Annotated in this window: 25 protein-coding genes; 8 read left to right on the top strand and 17 right to left on the bottom strand. The window is 70.0% G+C overall.

Features of this window, described 5'->3' with window-relative positions; genetic code table 11:
• Positions 1-14 precede the first annotated feature (14 nt).
• The 5 genes from VEC11_RS03650 to VEC11_RS03630 are packed head-to-tail and all read left to right on the top strand — an operon-like array spanning position 15 to position 6,599.
• Positions 15-860 (top strand): XrtA system polysaccharide deacetylase, encoded by an 846-nt coding sequence (locus tag VEC11_RS03650; RefSeq protein WP_464129165.1) that lies wholly within the window; start codon positions 15-17, stop codon positions 858-860.
• A complete protein-coding gene (locus VEC11_RS03645; protein WP_464129163.1) occupies positions 857-1,912 on the top strand; it encodes a FemAB family XrtA/PEP-CTERM system-associated protein in 1,056 nt (351 codons plus the stop codon). The genes VEC11_RS03650 and VEC11_RS03645 overlap by 4 nt, the downstream gene beginning before the upstream one ends.
• Positions 1,912-3,120, top strand: a complete 1,209-nt coding sequence (locus VEC11_RS03640) for a TIGR03087 family PEP-CTERM/XrtA system glycosyltransferase (RefSeq protein WP_464129162.1) — start codon at positions 1,912-1,914, stop codon at positions 3,118-3,120. The genes VEC11_RS03645 and VEC11_RS03640 overlap by 1 nt, the downstream gene beginning before the upstream one ends.
• A complete protein-coding gene (gene xrtA / locus VEC11_RS03635; RefSeq protein ID WP_464129160.1) occupies positions 3,117-4,646 on the top strand; it encodes an exosortase A in 1,530 nt (509 codons plus the stop codon). The genes VEC11_RS03640 and xrtA overlap by 4 nt, the downstream gene beginning before the upstream one ends.
• Positions 4,647-4,649: 3 nt before the next feature.
• Entirely contained in the window at positions 4,650-6,599 is a 1,950-nt protein-coding gene (locus tag VEC11_RS03630) for an XrtA/PEP-CTERM system amidotransferase (RefSeq protein WP_464129159.1), read from the top strand.
• Here the strand turns inward: VEC11_RS03630 and truA are convergent.
• Together truA and fmt are read right to left on the bottom strand one after the other, a co-directional pair.
• Positions 6,544-7,290: a tRNA pseudouridine(38-40) synthase TruA gene (gene truA, locus VEC11_RS03625; protein WP_464129157.1), complete on the bottom strand. Its 747-nt coding sequence runs from the start codon at positions 7,288-7,290 to the stop codon at positions 6,544-6,546. The two genes, VEC11_RS03630 and truA, sit on opposite strands and share 56 nt — an antisense overlap.
• On the bottom strand, positions 7,287-8,195 hold the full coding sequence (fmt, locus tag VEC11_RS03620; protein ID WP_464129155.1) for a methionyl-tRNA formyltransferase: 909 nt from the start codon (positions 8,193-8,195) through the stop codon (positions 7,287-7,289). Before fmt ends, truA begins: the two co-directional genes overlap by 4 nt.
• 125 nt (positions 8,196-8,320) lie before the next feature.
• Between fmt and recR the strand changes: the two genes are divergently transcribed.
• Positions 8,321-8,917 carry a recombination mediator RecR gene (gene recR, locus VEC11_RS03615; RefSeq protein ID WP_464129154.1) on the top strand — a complete coding sequence of 199 codons (597 nt, stop codon included), beginning with the start codon at positions 8,321-8,323 and terminating at the stop codon, positions 8,915-8,917.
• Here recR and VEC11_RS03610 read toward each other — a convergent pair.
• The gene (locus tag VEC11_RS03610) at positions 8,914-10,374 is read right to left on the bottom strand and encodes a S41 family peptidase (protein ID WP_464129152.1); all 1,461 of its coding nucleotides are present in this window, start codon (positions 10,372-10,374) and stop codon (positions 8,914-8,916) included. The two genes, recR and VEC11_RS03610, sit on opposite strands and share 4 nt — an antisense overlap.
• Before the next feature lie 85 nt (positions 10,375-10,459).
• Here VEC11_RS03610 and def point away from each other — a divergent pair, with 85 nt between their 5' ends.
• Positions 10,460-10,987 carry a peptide deformylase gene (gene def / locus VEC11_RS03605; protein ID WP_464129151.1) on the top strand — a complete coding sequence of 176 codons (528 nt, stop codon included), beginning with the start codon at positions 10,460-10,462 and terminating at the stop codon, positions 10,985-10,987.
• A 5-nt stretch (positions 10,988-10,992) separates the two neighbouring features.
• Here the strand turns inward: def and VEC11_RS03600 are convergent, their stop codons facing one another.
• On the bottom strand, positions 10,993-11,376 hold the full coding sequence (locus VEC11_RS03600) for a SpoIIAA family protein (RefSeq protein ID WP_464129149.1): 384 nt from the start codon (positions 11,374-11,376) through the stop codon (positions 10,993-10,995).
• 141 nt (positions 11,377-11,517) lie between these two features.
• Here VEC11_RS03600 and VEC11_RS03595 point away from each other — a divergent pair, with 141 nt between their 5' ends.
• Positions 11,518-12,843, top strand: a complete 1,326-nt coding sequence (locus VEC11_RS03595) for a DNA recombination protein RmuC (RefSeq protein WP_464129147.1) — start codon at positions 11,518-11,520, stop codon at positions 12,841-12,843.
• Here VEC11_RS03595 and VEC11_RS03590 read toward each other — a convergent pair.
• From VEC11_RS03590 to VEC11_RS03530, 13 genes are all read right to left on the bottom strand, one after another.
• Positions 12,840-13,505, bottom strand: a complete 666-nt coding sequence (locus VEC11_RS03590) for an META domain-containing protein (protein ID WP_464129145.1) — start codon at positions 13,503-13,505, stop codon at positions 12,840-12,842. The two genes, VEC11_RS03595 and VEC11_RS03590, sit on opposite strands and share 4 nt — an antisense overlap.
• Before the next feature lie 25 nt (positions 13,506-13,530).
• Positions 13,531-13,896 (bottom strand): COG3650 family protein, encoded by a 366-nt coding sequence (locus VEC11_RS03585; RefSeq protein WP_464129144.1) that lies wholly within the window; start codon positions 13,894-13,896, stop codon positions 13,531-13,533.
• Between the two features lie 8 nt (positions 13,897-13,904).
• A complete protein-coding gene (locus VEC11_RS03580; protein WP_464129142.1) occupies positions 13,905-14,534 on the bottom strand; it encodes a hypothetical protein in 630 nt (209 codons plus the stop codon).
• Positions 14,531-15,196, bottom strand: a complete 666-nt coding sequence (locus VEC11_RS03575) for an META domain-containing protein (RefSeq protein ID WP_464129141.1) — start codon at positions 15,194-15,196, stop codon at positions 14,531-14,533. Before VEC11_RS03575 ends, VEC11_RS03580 begins: the two co-directional genes overlap by 4 nt.
• Positions 15,197-15,209: 13 nt before the next feature.
• Positions 15,210-15,785, bottom strand: a complete 576-nt coding sequence (locus VEC11_RS03570; protein WP_464129140.1) for an META domain-containing protein — start codon at positions 15,783-15,785, stop codon at positions 15,210-15,212.
• A 190-nt stretch (positions 15,786-15,975) separates the two neighbouring features.
• Complete coding sequence (locus VEC11_RS03565) at positions 15,976-17,646, bottom strand: formate--tetrahydrofolate ligase (protein ID WP_464129694.1); 1,671 nt, start codon at positions 17,644-17,646, stop codon at positions 15,976-15,978.
• Between the two features lie 13 nt (positions 17,647-17,659).
• Positions 17,660-18,460, bottom strand: a complete 801-nt coding sequence (locus VEC11_RS03560) for a TrmH family RNA methyltransferase (RefSeq protein WP_464129139.1) — start codon at positions 18,458-18,460, stop codon at positions 17,660-17,662.
• Between the two features lie 3 nt (positions 18,461-18,463).
• Complete coding sequence (locus VEC11_RS03555; protein ID WP_464129138.1) at positions 18,464-18,733, bottom strand: HPr family phosphocarrier protein; 270 nt, start codon at positions 18,731-18,733, stop codon at positions 18,464-18,466.
• Complete coding sequence (locus VEC11_RS03550) at positions 18,733-19,140, bottom strand: PTS sugar transporter subunit IIA (protein WP_464129136.1); 408 nt, start codon at positions 19,138-19,140, stop codon at positions 18,733-18,735. Before VEC11_RS03550 ends, VEC11_RS03555 begins: the two co-directional genes overlap by 1 nt.
• Positions 19,141-19,149: 9 nt before the next feature.
• Positions 19,150-19,572, bottom strand: a complete 423-nt coding sequence (locus VEC11_RS03545; RefSeq protein ID WP_464129135.1) for a RapZ C-terminal domain-containing protein — start codon at positions 19,570-19,572, stop codon at positions 19,150-19,152.
• On the bottom strand, positions 19,569-20,012 hold the full coding sequence (locus VEC11_RS03540; RefSeq protein ID WP_464129133.1) for an HPr kinase/phosphorylase: 444 nt from the start codon (positions 20,010-20,012) through the stop codon (positions 19,569-19,571). The genes VEC11_RS03545 and VEC11_RS03540 overlap by 4 nt, the downstream gene beginning before the upstream one ends.
• Complete coding sequence (locus tag VEC11_RS03535; RefSeq protein ID WP_464129131.1) at positions 20,009-21,568, bottom strand: sensor histidine kinase; 1,560 nt, start codon at positions 21,566-21,568, stop codon at positions 20,009-20,011. Before VEC11_RS03535 ends, VEC11_RS03540 begins: the two co-directional genes overlap by 4 nt.
• Positions 21,555-22,262: a response regulator transcription factor gene (locus VEC11_RS03530; RefSeq protein ID WP_464129129.1), complete on the bottom strand. Its 708-nt coding sequence runs from the start codon at positions 22,260-22,262 to the stop codon at positions 21,555-21,557. Before VEC11_RS03530 ends, VEC11_RS03535 begins: the two co-directional genes overlap by 14 nt.
• Positions 22,263-22,284: the final 22 nt, after the last annotated feature.

The following is a 22,284-nucleotide window of genomic DNA, read 5'->3' as shown; positions in this document are numbered from 1 at the left end:
GCCCCGGGGGACGGATGAGGAACGCGCTCTCAGTCGATGTCGAGGACTGGTTCCAGGTCGGCGCCTTCGAGAAGGTGATCGATCGTTCGGCGTGGGAGACCCTCCCGCGCCGCGTCGAGCTGAACACCGACCGCGTCCTCGCCCTCTTCGGCGAAGCGGGCGTAAAGGCGACCTTCTTCACGCTCGGCTGGGTCGCGGCGCGCCATCCCGCCCTCATCCGCCGGATCGCCGGCGCGGGCCACGAGATCGCCAGCCATGGCTGGGATCACCAGCGGGTCTTCACCATGGACGAAAAAGGCTTCCGGGCCGATCTCGACAAGGCGCACAAGGCGATCGAGGACGCGTCGGGCAAGTCGCCGACCGGCTACCGGGCGCCGAGCTTCTCGATCGACGCGCGCACGCCCTGGGCGCACCCTGTCCTGGCCGAGCGCGGCTATCTCTATTCCTCCAGCGTCGCCCCGGTCCGCCACGACCATTATGGCTGGCGGGAGGCGCCGCGCTTCGCCTGGCGGCCGGTCGCCGGCGCCGAGCTGATCGAGCTGCCGGTCACCACGGTCGACCTCGCCGGACGGCGGTTCGCGGCCGGGGGCGGGGGCTTCTTCCGGCTGCTCCCCTACGGCTTCTCCAGCTGGGCGATCCGGCGCGTGAACCGCGACGAGGAGCGGCCCGCCATTTTTTACTTCCATCCCTGGGAGGTCGATCCGGACCAGCCGCGCGTGTCCGACGCATCGGCGCGCTCCAAGATCCGCCATTACACCAATCTGGAAGTGATGGAGGCCAAGCTCCTGAAATTGCTGCGCGACCATCAATGGGGGCGGACCGACGAAGTCGCCGCCGCCGAACGGGCGCGGCTGCAATGAACGCGCCGGCCGCCTTCGCCCCGCTGGCGGTGCACCCGGCCGAGCCCGGCGACCCCCGGCTCGACGCCTTCGTGCGCGGCCATGAGGCGGGGAGCTTCGTGCATCTGCCGAAATGGACCGCGGCGGTCGAGCGTGGCACCCGGCAACGGGGCCATTATCTGGTCGCCGAACAAGAAGGCGCGGTCTGCGGCGTGCTGCCGCTGACCGAGATCCGCTCGCCTCTGTTCGGCAATGCCCTGGTCTCCACGGGCTTCGGCACGAGCGGCGGCATCCTCGCTGCGGACAAGCGGGCCGCCGAGGCTTTGGCCCGCGCCGCCTGGGAGCTCGCCGAACGGCTGGGCTGCGCCTCGGCCGAGCTGCGCGGCGGCCCGGTCCCCGCGGGCTGGCTGGCCAGCACCGGCAGTTATGCGCGCTTCGACCGTGCCCTTCCCGGGACGGTCGAGGCGCTGCTCGCCTCCATCCCGCGCCGGCAGCGCGCCGAGGTGCGCCGGGCGCAGGGCTTCGGCCTTGAAAGCAGCAGCGGCACCGACCGGCGGCACCGCGATGCCCATTACCTCGTCTATGCGGAAAGCGTCCGCAATCTCGGCACCCCGGTCTTCCCGCGCCGCCTGTTCGAGGCCGCGCTCGACGCCTTCGGCGACGAGGCCCGGATCGACCTGGTCTGGAAGGACGGCCGCCCGCTGGCCACCATGCTGAGCTTCACCTTCGAAGGCTGTTGCTCCCCCTATTGGGGCGGCGGCACGCGCGAGGCGCGGCAATGGCGCGCCAACGATCTCGTCTATTATGAGGTGATGCGCCGCGCGCTGGAGGCCGGTTGCACGCGCGCCGATTTCGGCCGCTCCAAGATCGGCACCGGCCCCTGGGACCGCAAGCGCATCTGGGGCTTCGACGAGCATCCGCTCACCTATGCCGTGCGGGCCGCCGACGGCGCCGCGCCGCGCGCGGTCAACCCGCTCGACCCCAGATACCGGCTGAAGATCGCCGCCTGGCAAAGGCTGCCGCTCTGGGCCGCCAACCGGCTCGGGCCCGTCATCTCGCGGGGGCTGGGCTGATGAAGGAGGTCCTCTTCCTCGCCCATCGCATTCCCCATCCGCCGGACCGGGGCGACCGGATGCGCTCCTGGCATCTGCTCCGCCATCTCGGCCGCCATGCGAAGGTCCATCTCGCCGCCTTCACCGAACTCGACTCCGACCATGAACAGGTCCCGCCCATGCGCGCCGCCATGAGGGAGGCGCTGGGCGAGGTTCACCTCGAGCGCCGGATTCAGGAGCCCGGCAAATGGATCATGAGCGCACTCCTGCGGCAGGAGTCCCTGGTCAACGCGGCTTATCGCAGCGCGGCGATGCAGGCCTTTGTCGACCGCATCCTCGCCGAGCGGCCGATCGAGACGATCGTCGCCTTCTCCTTCCAGATGGCGCAATATGTCCGCGCCGGACCGCGCTTCGTCATGGACTTTTGCGACGTCGACTCGGCCAAGTTCGCCAGCTACGCGAAGACCGACCGCGGCAAGCACTGGCTGGTTAATCTCCACGAAGCGATCCGCGTGCGCTCGCTGGAAAAGCGCATCGCGCGGCGCGCCGATCTCAGCCTGTTCATCACCGAGGCGGAAACCGCCTTGTTCCGCGCGCGCGCCGGCAGGATCGACGCCGACATCCGCGCCTTGCCCAACGGCATCGACCTCGACTTCTACGATCCGGCGGCGCCGATCCCGCCCCTAGACCGTGCCTTGCCGGGGCCTCTGCTCGTCTTCACGGGGCAGATGTCCTACCGCCCGAATATCGAGGCGGTCGCCGCCTTCGCGGCGCAGGTCTTGCCGCTGGTCCGCCGGTCCTGTCCCCAAGTGCAATTCGCCATTGTCGGGCGCGACCCCGCGGCCGACGTGAAGGCCCTGGGCGAGCTGCCGGGCGTGATCGTCACCGGCGAGGTGCCGGACGTCCGTCCCTGGCTGACCGCCGCCTCGGTCGTGGTGGCGCCGCTGGCCATCGCCCGCGGCGTGCAGAACAAGGTGCTCGAGGCCATGGCCATGGGCCGGCCGGTGGTCGCCACGCCCGCCGCCTTCAGCGGCATCGAGGCCGAGCCGGGGCGGGATCTCCTCGTCGCGGAGGAGCCGGACGAGCAGGCCGAGGCAATCCTCGCCCTGCTCGGCGATCCCGCCCGCGCGGCCGCCCTGGGCGAGGCCGCCCGGCGCCGGATGATCGAAGGCTATAGCTGGGACGCGCAGCTCGCCCCCCTGGCCGAGATGGCGGGGCTCGCCGCATGACCGCCCTCGCCCTCCCGCGGACCTCCGTCCTGGCGCTCGGCTGGCGCCCGCATCTGCTCGTCCTCGCCTTCGCCGCCGCCGCCATCCTGCTGCTCTTCTACCACGATGCCGAGGCGATCGCCGCGATCTGGTGGAACAGTTCGACCTTCAACCATTGCCTGCTGATCCCGTTCATCCTCTGGTGGCTGGTCGCGCAGCGCAGGCGGGAGCTCGCGCAGCTGACGCCGGCCGCCTGGTGGCCCGGGCTGCTGCTGGTCGGCGCCGGCGCGCTGGGCTGGATGCTCGGCGAGGCCGGCGGCGTTGCCTTCGCCCGCCATCTCGGCCTGCTGTTCATGCTGCAGGGCTCGGTGATCGCGCTGCTCGGCAAGGCCGTGGCGAGGGGGCTGGCCTTCCCGCTCTTCTACGCCTTGTTCCTCGTCCCCGCGGGCGAGGAGCTGGTGCCGGCGATGCAGACGGTGACGGCGCAGATTGCCTCCTTTCTGCTTTCGCTCACCGGCGTCACCGCCCATCTCGAAGGCATCTTCATCACCACGCCGACCGGCTATTTCGAGGTCGCGGAGGCCTGCGCCGGGGTGAAGTTCCTGATCGCCATGGCCGCGTTCGGCGCCCTGGTCGCGAACGTCTGCTTCCGCTCGTGGAAAAGGCGCCTCGCCTTTATCGGCGTCTCGCTCGCCGTGCCGATCTTCGCCAACGGCGTCCGCGCCTGGCTCACCATCTACGTCGCCCATCGCACCGGCAGCGTGGACCTCGCCGCCGGCTTCGACCATGTCGTCTATGGCGGCATCTTCTTCGCGGTCGTGATCGCGATCATCCTCGCTCTGGGCTGGCGCTTCTTCGACCGGGGCGTGAACGAGCCCTGGTTCGATCCGAAGACGCTGCAGCCCGAAGCGCCGCGCGCCGCGCGCCTGAACGCCGTCGCCGGGGGCATCGTCGGCCTGATCGTCGCGCCGGTCGCCTGGCTGTTCCTGGTCAGCGCCAGCGGTGCGCATCCGGTCCCCGCCGAGATCGCTTTGCCGGACGTGCCGGGCTGGCAGATCGTGCCGCAGGGGCAGGGGCGGCCCTGGCAGCCCCACTTTGCCGGCGCCGACCGCATCCGCCTCGCCCATTTTCGCGACGCGAAAGGGCGCACCGTCGATCTCGCCATCGTCGTCTTCGCCAGCCAGAGCGAGGGCCGCGAGCTGGTCGGCTTCGGCCAGGGCGCGGTGCAGCCCGAGGGCGCCTGGGCCTGGACCGCCAATGCCGGCGCCCCGCCTGACGGGCGCGCGGAACGGATCGCCTCCAACGGGGTGGCGCGCGAGGTGCTGAGCTTCTACCGGGTCGGCGACGTGCTGACCGGGAGCGGGATCGAGGTGAAACTGGCGACGCTGAAGACGCGCCTTTTGGGCGGGCCGCAGCGCGCGGTGGCGATCCTCGTCTCGGCCGAGGACAGCGCCGCCGGCGTCAGCGCCCGGCCGGCACTCGACGATTTCGTCCGGGCGCTCGGCCCGCTCGACCGGCTCGCCGACCGCGCCGCAGGACTGAATTGAGCCATGTGCGGCATTGCCGGCATCTTCCATCCCGACGTCCCCAAGCCGGTCGATCCGGCGCGGGTGGAGGCGATGACCGACGCGCTCGCCCATCGCGGGCCGGACGGCAGCGGCGTCTGGACCGCGCCGGGCGTCGGCCTCGGCCATCGCCGGCTCGCGATCATCGATCTGAGCGAGGGCGGCGCCCAGCCCATGCTCTCGCCGGATGCGCGCGAGGCGATCACCTATAATGGCGAGATCTACAATTATCTGGAGGTGAAGGCCGAGCTCGAGGAGAAGGGCTTCGTCTTCCGAAGCGAGAGCGACACCGAGGTGATCCTCGCCGCCTGGCGGCAATGGGGGCCGGACTGCCTGGCGAAGCTCAACGGCATGTTCGCCATCGCCCTCTACGACGCGCCGACGGATTCGCTCTTCCTCGCCCGCGACCGGCTGGGGGTGAAGCCGCTTTTCTATGCCGAGCTCAGCGACGGCGCCCTGATCTTCGCCTCCGAGCTCAAGGGACTGCTCGTCCATCCCCTGCTGCGCCGCAATCCGAGCGCGCAGGCGATCGACGACTATCTGGCCTTCGGCTACGTCCCCGACGATTCATCGATCGTCGAGGGGGTCAGGAAGCTCCCCGCCGGCCACTGGCTGCAGATCCGCCGCGGCCGGCCGGTGCCGCAGCCGGTGATGTGGTGGGACGTGGATTTCTCCAGTCCCGTCCGCGCCTCGGTCAAATCGCTGGAGGAGGAGATGGTCGAGCGCCTGCGCGAGGGCGTGCGCTCGCGCATGGTCGCGGACGTGACCTGCGGCGCCTTCCTCTCCGGCGGCGTCGACAGCTCCGCCGTGGTCGCCTTCATGGCCGAATGGAGCAAGGGCGCGGTCGAGACCTGCTCGATCGGCTTCGACGCCGAGGATCATGACGAAACCCTGCACGCGAAGCGGATTGCGGAGCTGTTCGCCACCAACCACCGCACGCGCCGGGTCGCAGCCGAGGATTTTGGCCTGATCGACACGCTCGCCTTCGCCTTCGACGAGCCTTTCGCCGACGCCTCCGCCTTCGGTACCTACCGCGTCTCCGAGCTGGCGGTGGAGAAGGTGAAGGTCGCCTTGTCCGGCGACGGCGCCGACGAGGCGATGGCCGGCTATCGCCGCTACCGCCTGTTCGCCGCCGAGGAACGGGTCCGCCGGCTGCTGCCCGCGCCTTTCGCCCGCGCCGCGGGCATGCTCGGCGACCATTATCCGAAGCTGGACTGGGCGCCCCAGGTGTTCCGGGCGAAGACGACGCTGCAGGCTTTGGGGCAGGGGAGCGGCGCCGCTTATGCCCATGCGGTCGGGGTCACCCCGCCGCCGCTCCGCCGCCAGGTCCTGACCGCGCCTCTCCACGGCCACGATGCCGAGGCCCGCTACGTGAAGGCCTTCGACGGGGCGCCGGCCCGCGACCCGCTCTCCCGCGCGCAATATGCCGACATGAAGATCTGGCTGCCCGGCGACATCCTGACCAAGGTCGACCGCGCCAGCATGGCGGTGAGCCTCGAGGCGCGAGAGCCGCTGCTCGATCACCGCTTCGTCGAGTTCGCGGCGCGGCTCCCGGCCAGGCTCCGGCTGAAGGGCGGCACCGGCAAATATCTGATGAAGCGCGCGCTCGGCTCGCGCCTGCCCGACGAGATCCTCCACCGCCGCAAGATGGGCTTCGTGACTCCGGTCTCGGCCTGGTTCCGCGGCCCGCTCCGCCACGAGGCGCTCGCCATCGCGAATGCGGCGAGCTTCGCCGAGCTCGGCTGGTTCGACCCCTCGGCGATCCGCCAGCTCGCCGAGGCGCATCTCGCGGGGCGCTCCGATCATGGCCGACTGCTCTGGCAGCTGATGATGCTCGACAAGTCGCTGCAGCGCCTGTTCGGGCTCGGCGGCGGCGCGGTCAGTCGCCCGGATAGCTCGCCCCGGCAAAAAAGAGTCCGTCGGGCGGCGCGTTGAAGCCAAGAGCGGCCCGGTCCGCCGCCTCGAGCGCGGCCCTGAGGTCCGCCTTCGTCCATTTCCCCCGCCCGACCAGCTCCAGGCAGCCGACCATCGAGCGCACCTGGTGGTGAAGGAAGGAGCGGGCCGCGGCCTCGATCTCGATCGTCTCGCCGCGCCGCTTCACCGACAGCAGGTCCAACGTCTTCACCGGGCTGTCCGCCTGGCAGTGCGCCGAGCGAAAGGTCGTGAAATCATGCCTTCCGACAAGAACTTGCGCGGCATCGTTCATTGCGTCCGCATGGAGCGTGACCGGCACCCGCCAGGCCCGCCCCGCCTCCAGCGCCAGCGGCGCGCGGCGGTTGGCGATGCGGTAGAGATAGCGCCGCCCGGTGCAGGAGAAACGGGCGTGGAAATCCTCGCTCACCTCCTCCGCGGAGAGGATGGCAACGGGCAGGGGCCGCAGCTTTGCATTGGTCCCGTCGGCGAGCCGGTGCGCCGTGATCGGCCGTTCGATGTCGACATGCGCGGTCATCGCCAGCGCATGCACGCCCGCATCGGTCCGTCCCGCGGCATGGAGCGTGACCTCCTCATGCGTGATTGCCTGGATCGCCTCCTCGATCGCCTGCTGCACCGAAGGCCCGTGCGCCTGCCTTTGCCAGCCCATGAACGGCCGCCCGTCAAATTCGACGAGGAGGCGGAAGCGGGTCACGCCAGCACTGTGCCCGCCGGAATGACGAAGCCGCGGAGCAGCTCGGCGGTGGTCATCGCGCCGCGCCCGGCCCGCTGGACGAGGCTCGGCACCAGCGACCCCTCCGCGCAGGCGATGGTCAGGCCATGGTCGAGCACCGTGCCGGGAGGCCCGTTCAGCGTCCCGACCTCGGCCGCGAGGACCCGGATCCGCTCGCCCTGATATTCGAAGAAGGCGCCCGGCGCCGGATTGAAGGCGCGCACCTGCCGCTCCGCCTCGACCGCCCGCTTCGTGAAATCCAGCCGCGCCTCCTGCTTCTCGATCTTCGGCGCATAAGTGGCGCGGGCCTCGTTCTGCTTCATCCGCCCGACCTCACCCGGCAGCAGGCCCAGCACGTGCACCATCAGCGTCGCGCCCATGCCGGCCAGCTCCGCGGTCAGCTCGCCCGCGGTCTTGCGCCCGATCTCGGTCGGCACGATCGCGAGCATCGGCCCGGTGTCGAGCCCCTGCTCCATCTGCATGATGGTGACGCCGGTCCGCGTGTCGCCCGCAAGGATCGCGCGCTGGATCGGCGCCGCCCCCCGCCAGCGCGGCAGCATCGAGGCATGAACGTTGAGACAGCCATATTCCGGCGCCTCGAGGATCGGCTGCGGCAGGATCAGCCCATAGGCCGCGACCACCGCCGCCTCCAGGTCGAGCGCCGCGAACGCCGCCTGCGCCTCCGCGCCCTTCAGCGACACAGGCGTCCGCACCTCCAGCCCCGCCGCCTCGGCCCGTAACTGGACGGGGGAGGGTAGCAGCACCTTGCCGCGCCCGGCCCGGCGCGGCGGCTGCGTATAGACCGCCGCCACCTCGTGCCCCGCCGCGAGCAGGGCATCGAGCGTCGGCACGGCGAAATCCGGCGTTCCCATGAAGGCGATGCGCATGGGGAGGCGTGTAGCGGGGGAAATTCGTCATTGCGACCCCGGCGCGGACCGGGGGACGCAATCCAGCGCTGTCTCCAGTTTGCTTCGTCGCTTGCGCTCCTCGCAATGACGGCTACCTAACCGCCATGGCATCGCAGGAAATCGAGGCGCTGACCCAGGCGCTCGCCCGCCTCCCCGGGCTCGGCCCGCGTTCGGCGCGGCGCGCGGTGCTGCACCTGATGAAGAAGCGCGAGACCGCGCTCGCGCCCTTGCTGCGCGCGCTGGAGCAGGTCAGCGCCAATCTCTCCGTCTGCGGCATTTGCGGCAATGTCGACACCGTGAACCCCTGCGGCATTTGCGCCGATCCGCGCCGCGACGCCCGCCTGCTCTGCGTGGTCGAGGAGGTGTCGGACCTCTGGGCGCTGGACCGCTCGCGCCTCTTCCCGGGCCGCTTCCACGTGCTCGGCGGCCGCCTCTCCGCGCTGGAGGGCGTCCGCCCCGAGGATCTCGGCATCGACCGGCTCGTCTCCCGCGTCGCCGCCGGCGGCATCGACGAGGTCGTCCTGGCGATGAACGCGACGCTCGAGGGCCAGACCACCGCCCATTATCTCGCCGAGCGGCTCGAGCGCTTCCCGATCCGCCTCACCCAGCTCGCCCACGGCCTCCCGGTCGGCGGCGAGCTCGATTATCTCGACGAAGGGACTCTCGCCCAGGCGCTAAGGGCCCGCCGCCCGGTCGCCTAGCGCCGTGCCGAGCGCGCCTGCGCCGCGATGAAGGCGCGCAGCCCCGCCTCGTCGGCCGCCGTCCCGGTCCACTGCAGGTCCGGCGGCCCGCCGCCCAGCACGCTCTCCGGCCAGCCGTAGACGGCGCTCGGCAGGAACAGGTCCGCCTCGCCGGAGGGCAAGGCCGTCATCGCCCACTGCTCGCCATAGACGGTGTTGCGATCGGTGGGATCGCCTAGCTGGCGCGCGCCCATCCGCCGGACCTCGTTCACGAACAGGATGCAGGAGCTGCCGCAGCCGCCGTCGGTGAGCACGAAGACCGGACCGGTCCGCGCCGGCCTCGGGCGGGGTCGCTCCCGGCGGGCGGTATCCGCGGTCACGCCCGGATCGGCGACCAGGGGTTCGCCGCGGCCGAGCGCGCCCTCGATCGCGGGCAGCGCCCCGTCCACGAAGGCGACCAGCTCGGGATTCCCGCTCTGCGCCGTCCGCGCGGCGCGCATCGCCTCGACCAGCTGGCGGCTCGCGCGCCAGCGCTTGGGCCGCGCAGGCGCGGGCTCCGGAATGACGCTGCCCTCGCCCCAGAGCGCGGCGCTGAGCAGGGTGCCGAGCTGCGAATTGCCGCCGCCATTGCCGCGAACGTCGAGCACGATATAGGGCGCGCGCCGCAGCCGCGCCCGGGCCGCGTTCACCGCCGTCCGGAGCGCCGCATTGCCCTGCGAATCCGTGAAGTTCGGGAGGCTAAGCCAGGCTGAGCCGTCCGCCTGCCAGTCGAGCCCGAAGCGGGTCTCTCCGATCCGCCGCCGCTGCCAGGGCCGCAGCGCCGCGGCAATCGTCGCGGCCTCGCCTTGCCGCCAGGCGAAGACGATCTCCTGTTCCCTTTGCCCGTCCACCAGAACGGTGCAGCGCTCGATCCGGCGCAAGAACGGATTGCCGCTGTCCACAAGCAATCGCGCCCCGGCGCTGCTGCGATTGGCGGTCACCTGCCAGTTGGTCACGGTCAGATCGAGTTGCGAGGCGGCGACCGCATCGATCGGGCGCCCGCCGCAGTGGAGCAGGCGGAGCTCGCCCGTCGGCGCGCCCGGCGCGTCGACCGGGCGCAGGAACCAGCGCCCGGCGATATGCTCGACGGCATAGCCGGTCCACCAGAGGGGCGGCGCCGGCCGCTGCGGCGCGATGCGGATCACGGCATGGGAATCGCGCAGACTGTTGACGAGGATCCGCAAGGTCCCCGCCCAGGCGGCGCGGTCATTGACCTCGTCGGCACGCATGCGCGCGGTCCGCACATTCTCCGCCCAGCCGCGCGCCAGCGCCGGCACCGCCGGATCGACCATGCCCGGGTGGATGTCGCGCACCGCCTGGTCAATGGCCGCGATATCGGCCAGCGTCCGCTCGCGCCAGTTGACCGGCGCCGGCGCCTCCTGCGCCATCGCGGGCGAGGCGGCGAGGCAGAGGCAAAGCGAGGCGAAAAGCCGTTTCATTCCGGCTCCGTATCCTGCTTTCGGGCGGCCCGCCAGCATGGCCGCTTTCCTTGACCGGCGACGCCCTTGTTCCTATTTCCCCGCCATGGCTTTGCTACCCATTCTCGAAGTGCCCGATCCGCGGCTGCGTCAGATCTCCACCCCCGTCGAGGCGGTGACCGACGAGACGCGCCAGCTCATCGCCGACATGTTCGAGACCATGTATGCGGCGCCCGGCATCGGCCTTGCCGCGGTGCAGGTGGGCGTGCCCAAGCGGCTGCTGGTCATCGACCTGCAGGAGCCGGAAGTGGAGGAGGGCGAGCCGGTCAGGGACCCGCGCGTCTTCATCAATCCGGAGCTCTACGAGCATAGCGACCAGGATGTGCCCTATACCGAGGGCTGCCTCTCCGTGCCCGACCAATATGCCGAGGTCGACCGCCCGGACCGCATCCGCGCCCGCTGGCTCGACGAGAATGGCCAGCAGCATGACGAGGAGATTACCGGCATGCTGGCGGTCGTCCTCCAGCACGAGATGGACCATCTCGAGGGCGTGCTCTTCATCGACCACCTCTCCCGCCTGAAGCGCGAGATGATTCTGAGGAAGATCGCCAAGGCGCGGAAGCAGGCGGCCTAGCTCCGTCAGGCCTGTCCCGTCCGCTCCTCGAGCCAGGAACGGGCATCGTCCACCGCGGTGAAGAAGCGCATATTGTCGCGCAGCGGCTCGCGCTCGGCCACGCGGCGGAACTGCATGCGCGCCGTGCCCTCGCCGCCGACGATCGCGACCTTGCGCGACTTGTGCTTCGTCATCGCGACGAAGTTGGTGAAGATGGCGAAGACGTCCCGGGTCTGGATCCTGAGGTCGCGGACATCCACCAGCGACGAATGGGCGTCGAAGGGAGGACCAAGCTCCTGCACGGCGGCTTCTTTGGCGGCGGCGCATTCGCGCGCCTCGTCGAGCGTGAACCCTCCGATCATGCGGACGTAGATAAGCCGTTCCGCGCGGCTGGTCTCGATCTCAAACACTGAACTCTCCGCGCCTTTGCGTTGGGCAGACCATGACAGGATGCCGTTTAAACTCAGTAAACTGAGCGCGTTATGATCCTGCTTGAGGGTTTCGGGGAAGCGTTGTAGGTTCGCTTTTCGTTCTGCACGGAAAGCTTGCGCATGGATCCCCTCACGCTCCTCATCGTCGCCGCCCTCGTCGCGGGCGGGATCGCGCTTGGCTGGGTGCTGGGCAAGGGGCGGGCAGGGGCGGTCGCCGAGGAGCGGGGGAAAGCCGCCGAGCAGCTCCGCACCGATCTCGCCGCCGCCACCGGCGAACGCGACGCCGCGATCCGCGAGCTGGCCGCGCTCCAGGCCGATGCCCGCAATTTCGAGGCGCGGATGAAGGAGCTGATGGAGGCCAAGGAGGCGCTCACCGCCCAGTTCCACGAGGTCGGCGCGAAGCTGCTCAGCGACGCCCAGCGCCAGTTCCTCGAACGCGCCGACGCCCGCTTCCACCAGGCCGGCGAGAAGAGCGAGGCGCAATTAAAGGCCCTGCTCCAGCCCGTGGAGGCCACCCTCAAGCGCTACGAGGAGGGGCTGAAGGAGGTCGAGAAGAGCCGCGTCGACCAATATGCGGGCCTGCGCGAGGCCGTGCAGCTGCTCCATGCGGGCCACAGCCAGGTCCGCGACGAGACCCGCAACCTCGTCAACGCGCTCCGCTCGAGCCCCAAGGCCCGCGGCCGCTGGGGCGAGCAGAGCTTGCGCAACGTCCTCGAACAGGCCGGCCTCTCGCCCTACGCCGATTTCCAGACCGAAGTGTCGGTCGACACCGAGGACGGCCGCCTGCGCCCCGACGTGATCGTCCGCCTGCCCGGCGGGCGCAAGCTGATCATCGACGCCAAATGCTCCTTGAACGCCTTCCTCGACGCCAATGACGAGATCGACGACGCCCAGCGCGCCGCCCATCTCAAGGCCCATGCCGCCTCGATCCGGGGCCATGCCCAGTCGCTCGGCTCCAAGGCCTATTGGGAGCAGTTCGGCGACGCCGCGGATTATGTCGTCATGTACATTCCCGGCGAGCATTTCCTGACCGCGGCGCTGGAGCAGGACGACAATCTCTGGTCCTGGGCGTTCGAGCGTCGCGTGCTGCTGGCGACGCCGACCAACCTCGTCGCCATCGCCCGCACCGTCTCCTCGGTCTGGCGGCAGGAGAAGATTGCCGAGGAGGCCGCCGAGATCGCGCGGCTCGGCAAGGAATTGCACAGCCGCCTCGCCACGATGGGCGGCCATGTCGCCCGGCTCGGCCGCAACCTGGAGCTCGCCACGGGCGCCTACAACGCCTTCGTCGGCAGCCTCGAAAGCCAGGTGCTGACCCAGGCCAAGCGCTTCGAGACGCTGGAAGTGGCGGGCGGCACCAAGGAGATCGAGGCGCTGCCGGTGATCGAAAGCGGCACCCGCCCGCTCACCAAACTGTTCCCGACCGAAGGCGAGGGCCAGCCAAACTAGGGCACCAGCCGCGCATTGCCGTGGCGGCCGGTCAGGATCAAAGTATCCCCATTCACGAAGCTGATCCGCGCCGCGCCGGAGAAAACCGCGAGCGCCCGCCGCTCGCGCTCCAGGCCCAGCCCCGCGCAGTCCCGCCGGCTGACCGTCATCCGCCCGAAGCGCACGACCGGCCGCCGTTCCGTGAAGGGCACGGTAAAGTCGCTGCAGCCGGCATTGCCCCTCAGCACACCGTCATAGGCGAAGTGCAGATTGACCTCGCCATGCCGGTAGCGCGCGCCGCCGATCGCATCGAGCTCCCAGATCGTGGCGGTCAGCCTCGGCGGCGCGATCGGGCGGCCGCCGCAGCCCGGCTCGGCCACGCCCGTCACGCGGACCGTGTCGGCGAAGACGCGCCCGCTATAGGAATGGCAGCGCACATGGCGGACATCGACGGTAAGCCCGCGCGTCACGTACCGATAGCCGTTCGGGACCGGCTGCCGCGGCGGCAGCGGTACGCTGGTCGGCCGCACACCGGCCAGCCCCGGATCGTAGGTCAGCCGCCCGTTGGCGATGGTGAGCACCCAATTGGGCTCGAAGCCCCCGGCCTCATAAGGCCTGGCGCGCTGGGACGGAGCGGCCCCGATGAGCGCCGTCGCCGCGACGAGAAGGATTACAGCTTTCATGATGGCCTCTTTGCGCTTGCCGGACTCAACCGCCTGGCGATGCGGTCGGGACAGGCGCGCCGCCGCAGCCGCGCAAAGTCCGCCCGTCGACCACCGCCCGCACCGTCTGGGGATAATCGTTGTCGCTCATCCCATCGCTGCACTGCTGGTGCCACATGTAGAGCTGGATCCGGCGCGTCTCCCAGCTCCGGCCGCCCCCGTCTTCCCGCCCGCGCGGCGCGGGGACCGAGAAGCTCTCGTCGGGCGTCCGATAGGTCATCCGGCCATCCGCGATGATGATCGACCAGAAGGGCTCGGTGCCCAGCGCGCGATAGGCTTCGGGCTCGCCCGGCATCATGGTCGCGCAGGCGGCGAGCGGCGCAAGCAGCATTGGAATCGCAGGCTTCATCATTCCCTCCTTCAATCTTCCGGCGCCTCCCTGACCACGCGGCCGCCGCAGCCTTCGACCGTGCGTTCCCCGGCCCTGACGGTCACCGCGTCGGCATAGGTCCGGCGGTCCTCGAGCTCGCAGTCCCGCCGCCGGATCGTCACGCTGAGTCCGCGCGCGTCGTACACGCGCAGGCTCCCGCTCCTCGTCGAGCGCGAGGCCGGGACGGGGACGATGATCACCCTGCCGTCGATCTGGAACGTGATCCGCCCGTCCGCCATGTCCAGCCACCAGAAGGGCTCGCCGCCGGCCGCGCCATAATCGGGGAGGGGCGGGCTCAGCGAACGACCGCCGCAGCCCGCAAATTCCCGCTCGCCGACGCGGACCGTCACCTTGTCGGCATAGAGCCTGCGGGTCAGCGGGTCGGTGCAATTGTCATGCTCGACCGAGATGGCGAAGTCCGGCGTCCAATGGGTGAAGCCGAGCTCGGTCTCCTGCCGCGGCGGCGTCTCCACCTCGACGATGTCGCGGCCCGGCGTCTCGAAGACCATGCGCCCGTCACCGATCCGTGCGCCCCAAAAAGGTGAGGCGCCGAGCGCGCGATAGGGCTCCGGGGTCACCGCCTGCGCGCTGAGCGCGAGCATGGCGAGCAACAGGCTCACACCCGCCGCAGCCGGATCGTCACGCCGCTGCCGGTGAGGATTAGCACGTCGCCGGCGGGATAGGAGATCTGCATCGGCCCGCCGAGCAGGCGAAGGACGGTGCGCTCATGCGCCATGCGCGGGCCCGGGCAGGCCATGCGCGTCGCCGCGATCGGGCCGGCGGTGAGCCGGGCGCCGCGCTGCCGGAAGGGCCCGGTCAGGCGGTTGCAGCCGGCCTGGGCGCTGATCCGGCCCTCGTAGAAGCCCATCACATAGCCATCGCCGTCGACCCGCGCGGTGCCGATCGCCTCGATCCGCCAGTCGGTCGCCTCGAGCACAGTCGGCGGCAGCAGGATCCCCCCGCAGCCGAGATAGCGGCGGCCGCGCATCGTCACCGTGACGGTGTCGCGAAAGCGGCGCTCGCCCACGTCTTCGCAGGCTAGGTGGCGGACCAGCACGGTGAAGCGCCGCGTCACCAGGCGGTAGCCGCCGCGCAAAGGCTGCCGCCGCGGCAGCACGGCGACGATCCCGTCGTCGCTCTCGCTGCCGTCATTGGGCGTGAACCTGATCTGCCGGCCCCTTATCTCCAGGCCCCAGAAGGGCTCGCTGCCCGAGGCGAAATAATCGGGCGCGCGCTCGGGCGCCTGTGCAGCGGCCGCGAGTCCGAGAAACCATGCGATCATATTTTTATCCCCCTCACTGGCGGCGCAAGGTAATGAAGATGCCCGGGACGTTTCGGCTTTCCTGAAGGGACATGATCATCCCGCCGCGGAAGCTGATCTGCACCGGCCCGCCGAGCAGCTGCAGCACCTTCCGCTGGTGGGCGCCGGGCGCGTCCGGACAGGGCCGGGCCTGGGTCACGGTCACGCCCGCGGTCAGGAAGCGGCCCTGCTGCGCATAGGGGCCGGAGAAGCGGTTGCAGCCGGCCCGGCCGCTGAGCCGGCCCTCGCCGTCGAACTGGAGCTCATATTCCTCGCCGCCGACCTGCGCGCCGTCAATGTCGACGATCGACCAGCTGGTGTCGGCGAGCGTCACCGGCGGCAGGATGCCGCCGCCGCAACCTTCGAGCGGGCGGCCGCCCCGGCCCGGCCCGATGAAGACGCGGACCGTGTCCGGATATTCATAATCGCTCATGCCGTGATTGCAGCGGCCCTGATGGCTGATCTCGACGGTCATCCGCGGCGTCCGGTAGACATGGACGCCGTTGCGGCCCGTCACCGGCCGCGGCCGCGCCACGTCGATCCGCGTCCCGTCCGGGTCCGACCAGATCATCCGGCCTTCCGAAGGTCAGGCCCCAGAAGGGCTCGGTGCCGTGCGCGGCGTAGATTTCGCCTTCCGGCGACGCTTCCTGCGCCGCAGCAGGCGCCGCGGCGGCGAGCAAGAAAAGGGTCGCAAGTCGCAGTCTCATAGCCCGCGCCCCATCGCCGAACCGTGCTTTATGAGCGATGAATGGAGCGCGCTGTCAAGACAATCCTTCGATCAGCCCCTTCTCGTCGATCCGCATCCCCTCGGCCGACGGCACCTTCGGCAGGCCGGGCATGGTCATCAGGTCGCCGCAGACCGCGACGATGAAGCCCGCGCCCGCCGCGAGCCGGACCTCGCGCACCGGCACGACATGATGGCTCGGCGCGCCGAGCAGCGCCGGGTCGGTGGAGAAGCTGTACTGGGTCTTCGCCATGCAGACCGGGAAATGGCCGTAGCCGTCCTTCTCCCACTGGTGCAGCTGGTTGCGGACGCCCGAATTGGCGATCGCCTCGTCGGCCCGGTAGATGCGCTTGGCGATCGTGTCGATCTTGGCGAACAGGCCGAGCTCGGCATCATAGAGCGGCGCGAACTGGCCGCCGTCCTTGTCGGCCAGGGCCGCGACCCGGTCGGCGAGCTCCGCCGCGCCCGCGCTGCCGTCCGCAAAATGCGTGCAGATCACCGCCTCGACGCCGTGCGCGGCCGCGATTTCTTGGATCGCACGGATTTCCGGCCCGGTGTCGGTGGCGAACCGGTTGATCGCGACCACGGCGGGGACGCCGAACTGGCGGATATTCTCGATATGGCGGGCGAGGTTGACGCCGCCCGCGTGCACCGCGGCGACATTCTCCTTGCCGAGCTCGGCCTTGGCGACGCCGCCATTATATTTGAGCGCGCGCACGGTGGCGACGATCACCGCCGCATTGGGCTTCAGCCCCGCCGCCCGGGACTTGATGTCGAAGAATTTCTCGGCGCCGAGATCCGCGCCGAAGCCGGCCTCGGTCACCACATAATCGGCCAGGCTCAGCGCGGATTTGGTCGCGATCACCGAGTTGCAGCCATGGGCGATGTTGGCGAACGGCCCGCCATGGATGAAGGCGGGATTGTTCTCCACGGTCTGCACCAGGTTCGGCGCCAGCGCCTGCGCGAGCAGGACGGTCATCGCCCCCTCGGCCTTGAGGTCCGCCGCGGTCACCGCCCTCTTGTCGCGCGTCGTGCCGATCACGATCCGCCCGAGCCGCTCGCGCAGGTCGTCCAGATCCTCGGCCAGGCAGAAGATCGCCATGATTTCCGAGGCGACGGTGATGTCGAAGCCGGATTCGCGCGGGAAGCCGTTGCCGACGCCGCCGATCGACTGGACGACGCTGCGCAGCGCCCGGTCGTTCATGTCGAGCACCCGCTTCCAGCTGACCCGGCGCACGTCGATGTTCAGCGCATTGCCCCAGTGGATATGGTTGTCGATCAGGGCGGCGAGCAGGTTGTGCGCGCTGGTAATGGCGTGGAAGTCGCCCGTGAAGTGAAGGTTGATCTCCTCCATCGGCACAACCTGCGCATAGCCGCCGCCGGCGGCGCCGCCCTTCATCCCGAAGCAGGGGCCGAGCGAGGGCTCGCGCAGGCACAGCATCGCCTTCTTGCCGATCCGGTTGAGGCCGTCGGTCAGTCCGACCGAGGTCGTCGTCTTGCCCTCGCCGGCGGGGGTCGGGTTGATCGCGGTAACGAGGATGAGCTTGCCCTGCGGCCCCTTGCGGCGCCCGGCGAGCCATTGCAGCGAGATTTTCGCCTTGGTCCGGCCATAAGGCTCGACCGCCTCGTCCGGGATGCCGAGCCGGGCCGCGATCTCGCCGATCGGACGCATTTTCGCGGCCCTCGAAATCTCGATGTCGGTCGGCATCGTCATCTTCGTCTCATCCTTTCCTGCGCCGCTGGTTCAGCACCTCATAGGCCATCACCGCGGTCGCCACCGCCGCGTTCAGGCTGTCCGCCTTGCCGAGCATCGGGATCTTCACCAGCAGGTCGCACTCCGCCTCATAGGCCGCCGGCAGCCCCTGCGATTCATTGCCGACGAGCAGGAAGGTCGGCGCCGCGTAGCGGGGCGCCTGATAGTCCTGCTCCGTGTTCAGGCTGGTCCCCACCAGCTGCCCCGGCCCCCCGCGCAGCCAGGCCACGAACTCCTCCCAGCGGGCGAGGGCGATCTTCTGCGTGAACAGGGCCCCCATCGACGCTCGCACCGCCTCGACCGAGAAGGGATCGACGCAATCGTCGATCAGGATCAGCCCGCCCGCGCCGACCGCGTCGCCGGTCCTGAGGATCGTCCCCAGATTGCCGGGATCGCGCAGCGCCTGCGCCGCGATCCAGAGCGGCGCCGCGTTTCGGTCCAGTTGCGCGAGGCCGGTGTCGAACTGGCGGAAGACGCCAATCACCGCCTGCGGATTCTCCTTGCCGCTGATCTTGTGGATTATGTCCTCGCTCGTCTCCACGGCCTCGCCCCCGGCCGCCTCGACCGCCTCGATCAGCGCCTGCACGAGCCGGTGTGAGCCGTCGGAGAAGAAGATCCGCTCCGGCAGCATTCCCGCCTCGCGCGCCTCGGTCAGGATCCGCAGCCCCTCGGCAAGGAACAGCCCTTCGGCGCGCCTCTGCTTCTTCTCGCGCAGCGACCGGGCATGCTTGACCAGGGGATTTGAAAAGGACGTGACCTCCTTGACCACGTCCTAGGCTTCCTCGTGGAACTTCGCCTCGACCAGAGCGGAGAGCTGCTCCACCGCTTCCTCCGCGCCGAGGCCGGTGGCGCTGATCGTGATCGAATCGCCCATCGCGGCGCCGAGCATCATCAGGCCCATGATCGAGGTGCCGCAGACGCGGTTCCCGTCCTTCTCGACCTCGATCTGCGCATCGATCTGCGCCGCCATGGTGACGAACTTCGCGCTGGCGCGGGCGTGGAGGCCTCTCTTGTTGCGGACCTCCACGGTGCGGCTCGGCATCAGGCAGCCGCCTCGCCGAGAATTTCGGAGGCCACCGAGATATATTTGCGCCCCGCCTCGCGCGCCGCGGCGACGGCGGCGCGGACGTCCATCGTCTTGCGCGCGCCCTCGAGGCGAATCAGCATCGGCAGGTTGACGCCGGCGATCACCTCGATCTTGTCGGTCTTCATCAGGCTGATCGCGAGGTTGGAGGGGGTGCCGCCGAACAGGTCGGTCAGAATGATCACCCCGTCGCCGGAGTCGACATTCCTGATCGCCGCCGCGATCTGGTCGCGCCGTTCCTCCATGTCGTCGTCGGGGCCGATGCAGATCGGCGCGATCTGCTGCTGCGGCCCCACGACATGCTCCATGGCGACAATGAACTCGGACGCGAGCCGCCCGTGCGTCACCAATACCAGACCGATCATTCAATCACCTTAGCAGCCGTCCTGCCTTGCCCCTGCGGATCGCGCGATACCGTCTCGAGGCGGCGCGGCGAGGTCGCGATGGTCGAGTCTGGGGGAAAATCCCGCGTCGCGCAACCGTTGAGCGACATGCTCGGCGACATGGACCGACCGGTGGCGCCCGCCGGTGCAGCCGAAGGCGATGCGGACCCGCTCCTTGCCGTCCGCCTGGTAGAGCGGAAGCAGGGTGAGGAGCAGGGCCTCGATCCGGGCCAGCGCCTCCGCATAGGCGGCATCGCCGGAGATATAGGCACCGACCGCATCGTCGAGGCCGGAGAGCGGGCGCAGATGCTCCTGCCAGTGCGGATTGCGCAGGAAGCGCATGTCGAACAGCAGGTTCGCCTCGGGCGGCTCGCCCCGCGAATAGGCGAAGGACATGATTGTGAGCTCGCTCATCCCGGCGCCAGCCCGAACAGGCGAAGCGCCGCCTCGACCTTGAGCGGCGCGGAGGCATGGTGGCCGTCCAGCGCGACCGAGGGGATGCGGATGCCGGCCACCGCCAGCCGGTCGCCGCCTTCGGGCAGCCGCACCGGCTCGCCGGACAGGTCGACATAGAGCGCGACCGGCACGTCCTGCGCCGTTCCCAGCTCGACGATGCCGACGCCGCGCACCTCGATCTTGCCGGCGATCCGTTCGGGCGCCGAGGCGAGGGCCTGGTCCTGGACGCGGCGGACGAAGGTGTAATCGTCGCTGATGAGGGTCGCGCCGCGGTCGATCAGGCGCAGCGCCAGGTCCGACTTGCCGGCGCCGGAGCGGCCGCCGATCAGCACGGCGCGCCCCTCGATTGCGACGCTGCTGACATGGATGGTCTCGGACGAAAGAGACGGCGCGCTCATGGCTGGGCTCCCGAAAAGCGGACGACGAACCGGGCCCCCGACCGACCGTCCTGACGATCCTCGATCTCGATCCGCCCGTCATGCGCCTCGACGATCGCCTTGGCGATGGCAAGGCCGAGCCCGCTGTGGCGGCCGAAATCCTCTTCCGGCCTGATGCTATGGAAGCGGTTAAAGATCGCTTCTCGCGCCTCGACGGGAACGCCCGGGCCCTCGTCCTGCACCGAGATCACCACCTCGTTGCCCAGGCGCACCGCGCCGATCTCCACCAGCCCGCCCGGCGGCGAGAAGGAGACGGCATTGTCGACCAGGTTGCCGAGCATCCGCGCGAGCCGCGATTCGTCGCCCATGATGATGGCGGTGCCGATCCGCGGCCGGGCGAAGGCGATCTCCGCCTTGCCCTCGGCCTGGCCCTCCCACATCGGCGTCAGCGCTTCCATCATCTTGCCGACGTCGATCGGCTCGAAGCGCGCCCGGGACAGTTCGGCGTCGAGGCGCGAGGCCTCGGCGATCTCGACCACCATCCGGTCCAGCCGGCGGACGTCCTGCCGGACCACTTCGAGCAGGTGCGCGCGCATCGCCGGGTCGTTCTCGACCCGCTCCAGCGTGTCGACCGCGGAGCGGAGCGAGGCGAGCGGGTTCTTGAGCTCGTGGGTCACGTCGGCGGCGAAGGCGTCGGTGGCGTCGATCCGCTGCCTCAGGCTCTGCGTCATGTCATGCAGGGCCCGGGCGAGCTGGCCGATCTCGTCGGTGCGCAAGGGGAGCGTGGGAACGTCCACCTCCCGCGCGCTGCCGCGGCGAACGCGATGCGCGGCATGGGCGAGCCGCCGGAGTGGGCTGGCGATGGTCCGCGCCAGGAAGCGCGAGAGCAGGATCGAGACGAGCAGGGTGGCGGCGAGGATCAGCAGCAGGTTGAATCGTTCGGCCCGGACCACCCGCCGGACGTCCCTCGCATTGACGGTGAGCAGCAGGACCGAGCGGTCGGCGCTGTCCAGGCGCTGCGCGGCGGCGATGAAGGGCGTGCCGTCCGGGGCACGGCGGAGCAGGGGCTGCGGCGTGCCGCTGCGCAGCGCGGCCTGCGCCTCCGGCCAGTCGGCGAGCGTATCGCTCGCGCGCGGCACATAATCGGGCGGTGCCGGCGCGCCGACCAGCCGGTCGAAGCCATTGTCCAGCCAGCGCGCGACGTCCCGGTACCAGGCCTCGGTCTCCGGATCGCGCAACGTGTAGGTCGGCGGCGCATTGTGCCAGCTGTCGGCGAGCCGCCGCCCGTCCGGCGCATAGAGCCTGAGCCGGGTTCCCGAATCCCGCCCGAGCCGGACCAGGATCGGCTCGCGCGCGGCGGGCGGCACGGCGGCGATCATGTGCGCGATCATGACCGCCTCGGACTGGGCCTGGTCGACCCGGGCCTGGGTGAGGCGGGTGCGGAAGCTGTCGAGATAGAAGACCGCGCCGAACAGGATCGCGACCGCGAAGATGTTGACCGCCAGGATGCGCTGGCGGATCGTCAGCCGTTTCGTCCAGGCCCGGAAGCGGCCGATCTCGCGGTCACTCCTCGGCAAAGCGGTAACCGACGCCGTAGAGCGTCTCGATCGAGTTGAAATCGTCGTCGGCGGCGCGGAACTTGCGGCGCATGCGCTTGATGTGGCTGTCGATCGTGCGGTCGTCGACATAGATGTCGTCCTGATAGGCGACGTCCATCAGCTGGTTGCGGCTCTTCACCACGCCCGGCCGCTGCGCCAGCGCCTCCAGGATCATGAACTCGGTGACGGTGAGCGTCACGTCGCGCCCGTCCCACTTCACCCGGTGCCGGGCCGGGTCCATCACCAGCCGCCCGCGCACGATCTCGGCCTGCTCGGGCGCCTCGTCCTCGGCCGCGGGGCGCGCGCGCATCTCGGTCCGCCTGAGCACCGCGCGGATCCGCGCCAGCAGCAGCCGCTGGGAAAAAGGCTTGGCGATATAATCGTCCGCGCCCATGGCGAGGCCGAGTGCCTCGTCCAGCTCCTCGTCCTTCGAGGTCAGGAAGATGACCGGGAAATCGGTCCGCTCGCGCAGCCGCCGCAGCAGCTCCATCCCGTCCATCCGCGGCATCTTGATGTCGAGCACGGCAAGGTCCGGCGGATTCTCCACCAAAGCCTTCAGCGCGGCCTCGCCGTCCGAATAGAGGCGCGTGGTGAAGCCTTCGGACTGCAGCGTGACCGAGAGCGAGGTCAGGATGTTGCGGTCGTCATCGACGAGCGCGATCGTTATCGACATTCCGTTTACCTGCCGCCTCCCT

Source organism: Allosphingosinicella sp. (genome assembly GCF_035626655.1).
Taxonomy (GTDB): domain Bacteria; phylum Pseudomonadota; class Alphaproteobacteria; order Sphingomonadales; family Sphingomonadaceae; genus Allosphingosinicella.
Note: the sequence above shows the minus strand (reverse complement) of the source record. Positions and strands in the feature narration are given on the sequence as shown.